This window comes from Mycolicibacterium parafortuitum (assembly GCF_010725485.1).
Lineage (GTDB): Bacteria > Actinomycetota > Actinomycetes > Mycobacteriales > Mycobacteriaceae > Mycobacterium.
In genome coordinates, this window is record NZ_AP022598.1 from 2053963 (window position 1) to 2065444 (window position 11482).

Here is an 11482-nt window from a genome sequence, read left to right on the forward strand (position 1 = left end):
CTACTTGCTGGCGCGGATCGCCTCGAACACGCTCGGGTCGACCAGCGTCGAGGTGTCGCCGAGTTCGCGGCCTTCGGCCACGTCGCGCAGCAGCCGGCGCATGATCTTGCCGCTGCGGGTCTTGGGCAACTCGGGGACGACGTGGATCTCGCGCGGCTTGGCGATCGGCGAGATCTCGCGTGCCACCTCGGCGCGCAGTTCGTCGATCATGTTCTCCTCGCCGCCGTGCGCGGAGGACTTCAGGATCACGAAGGCGCAGATGGCCTGCCCGGTCTGCTCGTCGGTGGCGCCGACGACGGCGGCTTCGGCGACCCCGGAGTGACCGACGAGCGCCGACTCGACCTCGGCGGTCGAGATGCGGTGGCCCGACACGTTCATCACGTCGTCGATGCGGCCCAGCACCCAGATCTCCCCGTCGCTGCCATAGCGGGCGCCGTCACCGGCGAAGTACCAGCCCTGCTCGGCGAACCGTGCCCAATAGGTGTCCTTGAACCGTTCGTCGTCGCCCCAGATGCCGCGCAGCATCGCCGGCCACGGCTTGTCCAGCACCAGGTAGCCGGTCTCGTGCTCACCGTGATCGGGGCTGGGGTCGAGCTGCTTGCCGTCGTCGTCGACGATCTTGGCCGAGATACCCGGCAGCGCGCGCATCGCCGAGCCGGGCTTGCATTCGGTGACGCCGGGCAGCGGGGAGATCATGATCGCGCCGGTCTCGGTTTGCCACCAGGTGTCGACGATCGGGGTCTTGTCGGCGCCGAACACGGTGCGGTACCAACGCCACGCCTCCGGATTGATCGGCTCGCCGACCGACCCGAGCAGCCGCAGACTGGACAGATCGTGCTCGGCGGCGATCTGGCGGCCCCACTTCATGAAGGTGCGCACCAGCGTCGGGGCGGTGTAATAGATGGTGACGCCGTACTTTTCGATGGTCTCGAAGTGGCGGTGCTCGGTCGGTGAGGCCGGGGTGCCCTCGTAGACGACCTGGGTCACGCCGTTGGACAGCGGGCCGTACACGATGTAGGTGTGCCCGGTCACCCAGCCGATGTCGGCGGTGCACCAGTACACGTCGGATTCGGGTTTGATGTCGAAGACGTAGTGGTGGGTGTAGGACGCCTGGGTCAGGTAGCCGCCCGAGGTGTGCATGATGCCCTTGGGCTTGCCGGTGGTACCGGAGGTGTACAGCAGGAACAGCGGATGCTCGGAGTCGAACGCCTCAGGGGTGTGCTCGGTGGAGGCCTTCGGCACGACCTCGTCCCACCACAGGTCGCGTCCGTCGACCCACGGGGTGTCGATGCCGGTGCGGCGCACCACGACGACGTGCTCGACCGGGCTGTCCTCACCGAGACCCTCGATGGCCTCGTCGACGCCGGTCTTGAGCGACACCGCCTGGCCGCGCCGGTACTGGCCGTCGGTGGTGATGACCAGCTTGGCCTTCGCGTCGTCGATGCGGGCCTTCAGCGCACTGGCCGAGAATCCGGCGAACACCACGCTGTGCATCGCGCCCAGGCGGGCGCACGCGAGCATCGCGATGATCGCCTCGGGCACCATCGGCATGTAGATCGCGACGCGGTCGCCGGACTTGAGGCCGAGTTCGGTGAACGCGTTGGCGGCTTGGGACACCTCGTCTTTGAGCTGGGCGTAGGTGATGTCGCGCGAGTGCCCGACCGGTTCGCCTTCCCAGTGGATCGCGACGCGGTCGCCGTTGCCGGCTTCGACGTGGCGGTCGACGCAGTTGTAGGCGACGTTGAGCTTGCCGCCGACGAACCACTTCGCGAACGGGGCCTGCGACCAGTCGAGCACCTCGGTGAACGGGGTCTCCCAGCTCAGCCGCTGCGCCTGGTCGGCCCAGAAGGCCAGCCGGTCTGCTTCGGCCTTGTCGTAGAGGTCCGCGGTCGCGTTGGCCTGCGCGGTGAACTCGGGTGCCGGAGGATAGGACGACGGGGCGTCGACATGCGTCTCGGTCATAGTTGTGAGGGTAGTCACCCAACGTTGCATCGTCGTTGGCATGTCACTTCTGACGCTGCGGACGGCATCTGTGCTGCGACGAACGTCGCCGCGTGTCGGCCCAGCGGTATCTTCTGGGGCGTGACTGACCCGTTGGCTCCGCTGACAGAACTGCCCGGCGTCGCGGAGGCCGGCGACGAGGCGCGCGAGGCGCTCGGCCGGGCGCACCGGCACCGGTCGAACCTGCGCGGGTGGCCGAAGAACGCCGCCGAGGCGGCGCTGCGGGCGGCGCGCGCGTCCTCGGTACTCGACGGCGGACCGCTGCAGTTCGCCCCGGACGGTGAGCGCGATCCGGTGCTCGCCGGTGCGCTGCGAGTGGCCGAGGCCCTCGAAGGCGGCGAGGGGGCGCTGGTCGGGGTGTGGCGGCGCGCGCCGCTGCAGGCCATGGCCCGACTGCATGCGCTGGCCGCGGCGGACCTGGTCGGCGACGACGCGCTGGGCCGGCCGCGGGAGGGTGCCGGACGTCGGCTGGAGTTGCTCGCCGAACTCGCGACCGGGGCGACGCGGGTGCCGGCCACCATCCTGGCGGCGGTCGCGCACGGCGAACTGCTGACGCTGGAACCCTTCGGCAGTGCCGACGGGGTCGTCGCGCGCGGGGTGTCGCGGCTGATCACGATCGCCAGCGGACTGGACCCGCACGGCCTCGGGGTGCCGGAGGTGCACTGGATGCGGCGGTCCAACGACTATCGCGCCGCGGCACGGGGATTCGCGTCCGGGACGCCTGACGGGCTGGCGGCGTGGCTGGTGCTCAGTAGTGAGGCGCTACATGCCGGGGCGCGTGAGGCGCTGTCGATCGCCCAGGCCGCCACGTCCTGAGTCGCTGTCTCGCGCATGCGCCCGGCAAACATGAAGCGGGCGGCGATCCGCGTGGCCTTGCGACCACAGCAGCTCACCGCCCGCTAGCACGGGGCACGGTTACCATGCGTGCCGTATGGGTTGCGTGGGTGGCCTCGGCGCCTTTACGACTCGTTACGACCGCAGCCCTACCCAAAGGGCCGTCGGGGCCGTCCGGTTTTCGCAACTACGCAGGCCCGCAACACTTTTACCTTTATCGCGGTATGTGCTCCGCGTGGGTACCGGGACCCGTGCTGGGAATCTGAGGTCGGGAGGCCGAGCCTTCTCTTCCGACTCGGTCTTGGCCTCTCTCAGCTTCCGTACGTCCTTTGTACTACGTGACCACGGTCACAGCAAGGGTGAAATGCGCGTGACCCCAGATCGTTACGCGCACGCTCCAGCTACTCGCAAGTAGCTTGTGTCATAACGCGAATCGACGCAGCAGCGAGTACGTCAGCGCCCCGGCGGCGAGGGCGCTGAAGCCGACGGCGGCCGTGGTCGCCACCGCCGCGCCGGACGGCGCGGGGATGCGGTCGCGCAGCGAGACCGGATTGGAGAAGGTACGGATCGGCCAGTGCCGGGCGGCGGCTTCTCGGCGCAGCGCGCGGTCGGGGTTCACCACGGTCGGGTGGCCGACGGTCTCCAGCATCGGAATGTCGGTGATCGAGTCCGAATAGGCGTAGCAGTGCTCAAGGGCGTAACCCTCGCGTTCGGCCAGTGCGCGGATCGCCTCGGCCTTGCCCTCGCCGTAGCAGTAGAACGCGATCTCGCCGGTGTACTTGCCGTCCTCGACGACCATCCGGGTCGCCATCGCGTGCGTGGCGCCGAGGGCGCGCGCGATCGGCGCGACGATCTCCTCTCCGGAGGCCGACACGATCACCACGTCGCGTCCGCACAGTTTGTGGTCTGAGATCAACTCGGCAGCTTCAGCGAACACGAGCGGATCGACGATGTCGTGCAGTGTCTCGCCGACGATCGCCTTGACCTGCTCGACGTCCCACCCGGTGCACATGTTGGTCAGGTAACTGCGCATCCGGTCCATCTGCTCGTGATCGGCGCCCGACATCAGGAACAGGAATTGCGCATAGCTGGATTTCAGCACCGCCCGCCTGTTGATTAGCCCCTGACTGAAGAACGGTTTGCTGAAAGCCAAAGTGCTTGATTTGGCGATCACTGTCTTGTCGAGGTCAAAGAACGCCGCGGTGCGGACGGGGAGCTGCGGCGCGCCGGGCCCGTCGGGCGCGGGGCTACCCCCAACCACCGGGTCGGATGAGGTCACCCCGTCAGCATAGAGCCGCATCGCGTGACAAATGACGGCAGATCGTACAAATTGGCAGTTCACGACACGTGTCAAGCGCCGAACGCTTTCGACAACCATGCGGAGCGTTGCCATTTCGATACTTGCGCTCGGGCTCACTGGCGTGTGTATAGTGGGCATTACTCGGCTTATGCCGGGTGTGCATCAGCCCGACCCCCCGGGGCTGATACACGACGACCTCCGCCTCCTCCCCCCCTGGCGGGGGTCGTCCCTTTTGTGGGGTGTTTTCGCCAGACGGATAGTTGCTTCCTCCCGAATCGGTAGCGGAACGGTGTTTTCAGCGACGTCCGAGTCGGCTGTCCACAGATCCGCGTTGATCCCCAGAACGCCGCACTGACACTTCCGGGCGATGCCGGTCCCGGCCCAGGCTGAGGACATGAAGTCCGCAGACGGAATCCTCGCCCTGGTCGACGACCAGACCCTCGCCACCCAGGTCGACCGTGTCGTCGCAGCCGCCGGCCTGCGGATCGTACGGGCCAGCGAGCCGTCGAGCCGACGGGTGTGGACCAGCGCCGCCGCGGTTCTGCTCGACACCACCGCGGCCCGCCGCTGCGTCGAGCGTGGGCTGCCGCGCCGGCCCAGGGTGCTGTTGATCACCGCGGATGTCCCGGCTCCGGACGACTGGCAGGCCGCGGTCGCCGTTGGCGCACAACAGATAGTGACGTTGCCGACAGATGACCACCACGTGATGGCCGTGCTTGCCGACGCGACCGGACCCGGACACGACGATCTGGGGCGGGGGCCGGTGGTGAGCGTGGTGTCCGGCCGCGGAGGCGGTGGCGCGTCGGTGTTCGCGACGGCGCTGGCCCAGTTCGCGGCGGAATCCCTGGCCGTCGAATCCTTCCTCGTCGACGGCGATCCGTGGGGCGGCGGACTGGACCTGGTGCTCGGCAGCGAGACCGAACCGGGCCTGCGGTGGCCCGACCTCGCGCTGGCAGGCGGCCGGGTCGGTTATCCGGCGCTGCGGGACGCGCTGCCGCGACGGCACGGCGTCACAGTGCTCTCTGGCAGCCGCGTGTTGTCCGGCGACCGCCCGGGCAGCGACATCGACCCCGCCCCGCTGAGCGCGGTGATCGACGCGGGCAGTCGGGCCGGGGTCGCGGTGGTGTGCGACGTCGCGCGACGGCCCCACACCGCCACCGAAATCGCGCTGGCGGCAGCCGATCTCGTGGTGCTGGTGACACCGGCCGACTTGCGGTCGTGTGCCGCTGCCGCCGCGACGGCGCGGTGGGTGACCGCGGCCAACCCGAACACCGGGGTGGTCGTGCGCGGCCCGGCGCCGGGTGGGCTGCGGCCCGCGGACGTCGCGCGCATCGTCGGGCTGCCGGTGCTGGCGGCGATGCGGCCGCAGCCGGGTCTCGACGCCGCACTGGAGCGCGGGGGTCTGCGGGTCCGGGCGCGCTCGCCGCTGGCCCGGGCCGCCCGCGAGGTGCTGTCCGTCCTCGATCAGAACCCGCATCTGCACCGGGCCGCGGAGTCGGCGGCGTGAACGCGCCGCTGGTCGACCGGGTCCGGGAACGGCTGGCAGCCGAGACGGCGCCGCTGCGTCCGAGCGTGGTCGCGGCCGCGATCCGCGCGGAGTCCGGGGGAGTCCTCGGCGACGCGCAGGTGCTCTCGAGTCTGCGGGAACTGCAGACCGAACTCACCGGGGCCGGTCTTCTGGAGCCGCTGCTGGCCGCGCCGGGCACCACCGACGTACTCGTCACGGCGCCCGACGCGGTGTGGGTGGACGACGGAAACGGTTTGCGACGCACCACCGTGCGCTTCGCTGACGAGGCGGCCGTGCGCAGGCTCGCGCAGCGGCTGGCGCTCAATGCGGGCCGTCGTCTCGACGAGGCCCAGCCGTGGGTCGACGGACACCTGAGTGCGTCCTCTCCCGGTGGAGTGCTCACCGTCCGGTTGCACGCGGTGCTGCCGCCGGTCGCCGCGGCGGGAACCTGTGTGTCCCTTCGGGTGCTGCGGCCCGCCAACCAGAATCTCGACGCACTCGTCCGGGCGGGTGCGATCGACGGCGATGCGGCCGGCCTGCTGCGCGACGTGATCACCGCGCGGCTGGCCTTCGTGGTCTCGGGAGGAACCGGCGCGGGCAAGACCACCCTGCTGGCCGGGCTGCTCGCCGAGGTCGGCCACGACGAGCGCATCGTCTGCGTCGAGGACGCCGCCGAGCTCGCGCCCGCGCACCCGCATCTGGTGAAACTCGTCGCACGCGGCGCCAACGTCGAAGGTGCCGGTGCGGTCACGGTGCGCGATCTGGTGCGGCAGGCCTTGCGGATGCGCCCCGACCGGATCGTCATCGGGGAGGTGCGCGGTGCCGAGGTCGTGGACCTGCTGACCGCGTTGAACACCGGCCACGACGGCGGCGCGGGAACGGTGCACGCCAACAATCCCGCCGAGGTACCCGCCCGGTTCGAGGCCCTGGCCGCACTCGGTGGACTGGACCGCGCCGCGCTGCACAGTCAGTTGGCCGCGGCCATCCAGGTGGTCCTGCACGTCGCCCGAGACCGGACGGGCCGGCGCGGGCTGGCGGAAGTCGGGTTGATGCATCGAGAGCCGGACGGCCGGGTCGGCGTGCTGCGGTGCTGGCGCCGAAGCAGCGGCTTCGACGTGGGCGCGGACGCGTTGCGGGAGCTGATCGAGAGCAGGGCCCGGCCGTGATGGTCGCCGCGCTCGTGCTCGCGCTGGCGGTGTTGAGCGCCCCGGCCGGTCCGCGAAGGCCGGTGCCGCTGCTGCACCGAGCCCGGAACCGGCGGCGGCCGCCGGAGACGTTGTGCGCGGTCGCGGTCTGCGCGGCCGTCGCCGCCGCGCACACCGCGACTTCCGCGGCGGCACTGGGCCTACTGCTCGCGACGCTGATCGCTCGCCGCCGCGCCGGCCGGCGGCGCCGGCTGCGCGTCACGGAGGCGGCGGCATTGCAGGACGCGCTGGACGTGCTGGTCGGCGAGCTGCGGGTGGGCGCCCATCCGGTCGCCGCGATCAGGGTGGCGGCCCAGGAGGCCCGAGAGCAGACCGCCGACTCGCTGACGGGGGTCGCGGCGCGGGCGCTGCTGGGAGCCGATGTGGCCGCGGGACTGCGCGCGGTGGGCCGGCGCTCGACCTCGCCGCATCACTGGGACCGGCTGGCCGTGTGCTGGCATCTCGCCCAGACCCACGGACTGGCCGTCGCCACGCTGATGCAGGCCGCGCAGCGCGACATCGCCGAACGCGAACGATTCCGGGGGCGGGTCGAGGCCGGGATGGCCGGGGCGCGCGCGACCGCCGCGATTCTGGCCGGGCTCCCGCTTGTCGGAGTGCTGCTCGGTCACGCGATCGGTGCGAAGCCGCTGGGGTTCCTGCTCTCGGGTGGGGCCGGTGGGTGGCTGCTGATGCTCGGCGCGGTGTTCGTCTGCGCCGGCCTGCTGTGGTCGGACCGGATCACCGCGCAGGTGCTGGCATGACCTGGGCGGCGCTGCTTCTCGCAACGGCGTTGCTCGTCGCGCCGGTGGGGCCTCGGGCACGGGGGCGGCGCGATGGCCGCACGGCCGGCGAGGGGTACCCGGCGGGTGACGCCGACGACCCGCTCACCGTGGCCGCCGACCTCGACCTGCTCGCCGCGTGCCTGAGATCCGGGATGGCGGTCTCGACTGCGGCGGCGGCGGTCGCGGTGACGGCTCCGGCGCAGATGTCCGCGCTGCTGCGCCGCGCCGCCGACCTGCTCGCGCTCGGCGCGGATCCGGCTCGGGCGTGGGCGAGGCCGGACGCGCCGGTGGACAGCCATGTGGACAGCTTCCTGCGGATGGCTCGCCGGTCGGCGGCTTCGGGGGCGGCGCTGGCGCACGGTGTCGAGGAACTCGCGGTGCAGCTGCGTGCCGACGCCGCCGACGCGGCGAGCGCCAAGGCCGAACGCGCGGGCGTGTTGATGGCCGGGCCGCTGGGCCTGTGTTACCTCCCGGCGTTCCTGTGCCTCGGGATCGTTCCCGTCGTCGCGGGGCTGGCCGGTGAAGTCCTGCAGTCGGGAGTGCTGTGACAGGGAGCAAAGGAGAAAAAGGTGATGACGCAACGTTTTCGAGAAATCCGGGCGCGGCTGATCGTTTTCGCGGTCGCCGACGACGGCATGTCGACCGTCGAGTACGCGATCGGCACGATCGCCGCGGCGGCGTTCGGTGCGATCCTCTACACCGTCGTGACAGGGGATTCGATCGTCAGTGCGCTGACCAACATCATCACCAGAGCGCTGAACACGAAGGCGTAGCCGATGACGCCGGAATCGCCACCGCCGAGGCGGCTTTCGCGACGCTGGCGCTGGTGTCCGTGCTGGCGGTCTGTCTGGGGGGTCTCACCGCGGTGTCGATGCAGGTGCGCTGCATCGACGCCGCGCGGGAGGCGGCGCGGCTGGCGGCGCGCGGTGACACCGCATCGGCCGCGCGGACGGCCGAACGGATCGCCCCGGCCGGCGCCCGCATCGAGATACGCCGTGACGGGACGTTCTACCTCGCCAGGGTCACCGCGCAATCGCGACTGTTGCCGACAATCGCGATCAGCGCCGACGCGGTCTCCGCCGCGGAGCCTGACGGCGGATGACCGAGGGTCGGCCACCCTGGTCGCCGCCGCGATGTGCGCGGCACTGCTGGCCGTCACCTCCGGCGGCGCGGTGCTGGGCGCCGCGGTGGTGGCCCGGCACCGCGCCCAGGCGGTGGCCGACCTGGCCGCGCTGGCGGCCGCGGCCCGGTTGCCGGAGGGGCAGGCCGCCGCATGCGGAACCGCCGGCCGGCTCGCGCTGACGATGCACACCACGCTGGCGGACTGCGCCGTCGACGGGCTCGACGTGGTGGTGCGCACCGAAGCCGAGGTGGCCCTGGGCGGGGACTGGGTCGGGCCGGCGTCGGCCTCGGCCCGGGCGGGACCCAGCGGCCCGGACGGGTAGCGTCGGGGGCCGGCGTGATCCGTCCGCACGGGTTTACGCACGCGCAAGGAGGGATACGCAAGCCGCATGACCGCCGAGGTGCTCGCCGGCCGCTACGAACTGCGAGGTCTGCTCGGACGCGGCGGGATGGCCGAGGTCCGGGACGCGTGGGATACCCGGCTGCACCGCAACGTCGCCGTGAAACTGCTCTATCCCGCCCAGTCCGGTGATGCGGCAGCGCGGGCCCGGTTCGAGGACGAGGCCCGTTCGGCGGCGAGGCTGTCGCATCCGAACATCGTCGCGATCCACGATTTCGGTGAGCACGAGGACGCCCCGTTCATCGTGATGGAGCGGCTGCCCGGTCGCACGCTCGCGGACCTGATCGAGCAGGGACCGCTTCCTGCCGTGCGGGTCCGGAGAATGCTCGACGAGGTGCTGGCGGCGCTGGCCGTCGCCCACTCCGCGGGCGTCCTGCACCGCGACATCAAACCCGCCAACATCCTGCTCAGCGCCGAGGGCAACTCGGTCAAGGTCGCCGACTTCGGCATCGCCAAGAGCGGCGGGTCCGCCCACACCGCCACCGGAACCATCGTCGGCACCATGAGTTACCTGAGCCCGCAGCGCGTCACCGGCGCCCCGGCATCGGTGTCCGACGATCTCTACGCCGTTGGCGTCATGGGTTACGAGGCGCTCCTCGGCCGCCGCGCCTTCCCGCAGGACAACCCGGCCGCGCTGGCACGAGCGATCCTCGACGTCCCGCCGCCGCCGCTGCGGGTGCTCGGCACCGACGCCGACCCGGCACTGTGCACCGTCATCGACCGCGCGATGAGCCGCGACCCTCGGCTGCGCTTCGGCAGCGCCGCGCAGATGCGTGCCGCACTGGCCGGGGACCCGGCCGCCCTCGGTGTCGAGCCGGTCACGGTCCTCACCGGGCCACCACAGCCGCCGTCGACGAGAGTGATGGCTCAGCCGTTCTCGGGGCCGTTCTCGGGGCCGTTCCCGCCGCCGGCCCGCTACCCGACTGCGCCGCCGACCGCGCCACCCACGCGGGCCCGCAAGTATCTGCTGGCCGTCGCCGCCGTGCTCGCATTCGCCGTCGCCGCGCTGGCCCTTGCGCTGGAGCCGTTCTCGTCGCCCGCACCGCTGGAGACCGTCAGCACCAGCACGCCGGTGCCGCCGCGCACCACCACCGCACCGCCGACGACACCGACGCCGCTCAGTACCGCGCCGGCAGCCGTCGTGCCCGCCGTCGAACCACCTGCGCCGCGCGAAGGCCCGAAGAAGGGGCCCCCCGACAAGAAGGGCGGCCCAGGCAACAACGGGCACGGAAACGGCAAACCGAACTGAACGCAGGTCAGGTTCGGGACTCTGTGCCCTTGGAGGAGAACAGCTTCCGCGAATTCCTGCGTGCGGGCGCGGGCTGGTCGAAGTCGGCGGCCGCGATCTCGGCCTCGGTCGGCAGCCGCAGCGACGCAAGCCCCGCATAGATTCCGTTGCCCAACGACACCCGATTCACCGTGACGTGCACCGGAACCCAGCCGCCGTCGTGCCCGGCGAGCCGCAGCACCCCGGCCGTCGCGCCGGAGACGAACTCGGCGGCCATCGTGTCGATCCTGTGCAGGTCGTCCGGATGCACCACGTCCTCGCGCAATCCGCCTGCGCGCCAGTTGAAGAACGGGGCGGGATCGTCGAGCCATTTGAGCAGCGCCCAGTGCTTCGGGTCGACCAGCGCCCGGTGAACGCCCGGCACCGCAAGGCCGTCCAGAATCCGCTGCGCCAGCAGGTCGTGCTGGATGCCGGTGCCCTCGCGGACGCTGCGCCAGTTCATCGCCCGGCAGATCAACCGCTCGCTGCCGTCCTCCTGGATCTCCGGCAGGGACCGAGCCACGAAACCGACCGTGATCGCCTCGCCGCGGTAGTCGGTCACGTCCCAGGTGTTGCAGATCGTCACGCCGGGCTCCGGGCTGATGACCATGCTGATCACCTTGGCCTCGTTCGGATTCAGGTCGCGCCGGGGTAGGTCTTCGGCGAACGCGCGGCCGTGTGTGGACTGCTTGGCCGGATCCCAGCCACCGATCTGCAGCGATTCCGGGGTGTCGGTCGCGGTGCCCGCGGCCAGATCCCACAGCAGCGGACCGACCAGGGGACGTTCGGGCGGTGTCTCGTCGGGTGTGCCGAGCCAGAGCTGGACGCCGTGAATGCGGCCGTCGGTCATCTGCACGACCTCGGTGCGGATCACCCGGTCGTTCTTCGGGGTGATGCTGCTCAGGCCCGTCGCGGCCCGTACGGTTTCGGCGATCGCCGTCTGGATCGCCATCAGGTGGGGGTTGCGCCGCAGAAACGTCCCGATCGGAACGAGGTCTTTGGTGTGGGCGCCATGGGCGACGACGACAGGCTCGGAACCGAGCGTTTCCACGAGCATCCAGTCGTGGGTCATGCGGCGATCTTAC

12 protein-coding genes are annotated in these 11482 nt (G+C 71.1%); 9 read left to right on the top strand and 3 right to left on the bottom strand.

Annotated elements, in window-relative coordinates:
• Complete coding sequence (acs, locus tag NTM_RS09775; protein ID WP_163766180.1) at positions 1 to 1962, bottom strand: acetate--CoA ligase; 1962 nt, start codon at positions 1960 to 1962, stop codon at positions 1 to 3.
• 120 nt (positions 1963 to 2082) lie between these two features.
• On the opposite strand from acs, the gene NTM_RS09780 reads away from it, so the two are divergent.
• Positions 2083 to 2817: a Fic family protein gene (locus tag NTM_RS09780; RefSeq protein ID WP_163766181.1), complete on the top strand. Its 735-nt coding sequence runs from the start codon at positions 2083 to 2085 to the stop codon at positions 2815 to 2817.
• A gap of 439 nt (positions 2818 to 3256) precedes the next feature.
• Here the strand turns inward: NTM_RS09780 and NTM_RS09785 are convergent, their stop codons facing one another.
• Complete coding sequence (locus NTM_RS09785) at positions 3257 to 4096, bottom strand: HAD-IB family hydrolase (protein ID WP_163769435.1); 840 nt, start codon at positions 4094 to 4096, stop codon at positions 3257 to 3259.
• Positions 4097 to 4529: 433 nt separating this feature from the next.
• Here NTM_RS09785 and ssd point away from each other — a divergent pair, with 433 nt between their 5' ends.
• The 8 genes from ssd to NTM_RS09820 all read left to right on the top strand — a co-directional run bounded on the left by ssd (position 4530) and on the right by NTM_RS09820 (position 10379).
• Positions 4530 to 5642, top strand: a complete 1113-nt coding sequence (gene ssd, locus NTM_RS09790; protein WP_163766182.1) for a septum site-determining protein Ssd — start codon at positions 4530 to 4532, stop codon at positions 5640 to 5642.
• Entirely contained in the window at positions 5639 to 6808 is a 1170-nt protein-coding gene (locus tag NTM_RS09795) for a TadA family conjugal transfer-associated ATPase (protein WP_163766183.1), read from the top strand. Before ssd ends, NTM_RS09795 begins: the two co-directional genes overlap by 4 nt.
• Complete coding sequence (locus tag NTM_RS09800; protein WP_104862617.1) at positions 6805 to 7587, top strand: type II secretion system F family protein; 783 nt, start codon at positions 6805 to 6807, stop codon at positions 7585 to 7587. Before NTM_RS09795 ends, NTM_RS09800 begins: the two co-directional genes overlap by 4 nt.
• The gene (locus NTM_RS09805; RefSeq protein WP_163766184.1) at positions 7584 to 8156 is read left to right on the top strand and encodes a type II secretion system F family protein; all 573 of its coding nucleotides are present in this window, start codon (positions 7584 to 7586) and stop codon (positions 8154 to 8156) included. The genes NTM_RS09800 and NTM_RS09805 overlap by 4 nt, the downstream gene beginning before the upstream one ends.
• 24 nt (positions 8157 to 8180) lie before the next feature.
• Positions 8181 to 8381, top strand: a complete 201-nt coding sequence (locus tag NTM_RS09810; RefSeq protein WP_104862615.1) for a DUF4244 domain-containing protein — start codon at positions 8181 to 8183, stop codon at positions 8379 to 8381.
• A gap of 14 nt (positions 8382 to 8395) precedes the next feature.
• Positions 8396 to 8710 carry a TadE family type IV pilus minor pilin gene (locus tag NTM_RS28805; RefSeq protein WP_272955245.1) on the top strand — a complete coding sequence of 105 codons (315 nt, stop codon included), beginning with the start codon at positions 8396 to 8398 and terminating at the stop codon, positions 8708 to 8710.
• Positions 8711 to 8741: 31 nt separating this feature from the next.
• The gene (locus tag NTM_RS28810) at positions 8742 to 9053 is read left to right on the top strand and encodes an Rv3654c family TadE-like protein (RefSeq protein WP_232079672.1); all 312 of its coding nucleotides are present in this window, start codon (positions 8742 to 8744) and stop codon (positions 9051 to 9053) included.
• A 66-nt stretch (positions 9054 to 9119) separates the two neighbouring features.
• Positions 9120 to 10379, top strand: coding sequence for a serine/threonine-protein kinase (locus NTM_RS09820; RefSeq protein WP_104862613.1), 1260 nt, complete (start codon positions 9120 to 9122; stop codon positions 10377 to 10379).
• A 7-nt stretch (positions 10380 to 10386) separates the two neighbouring features.
• Here the strand turns inward: NTM_RS09820 and NTM_RS09825 are convergent, their stop codons facing one another.
• On the bottom strand, positions 10387 to 11469 hold the full coding sequence (locus NTM_RS09825; protein ID WP_163766186.1) for a PAS domain-containing protein: 1083 nt from the start codon (positions 11467 to 11469) through the stop codon (positions 10387 to 10389).
• Between the last annotated feature and the right edge of the window lie 13 nt (positions 11470 to 11482).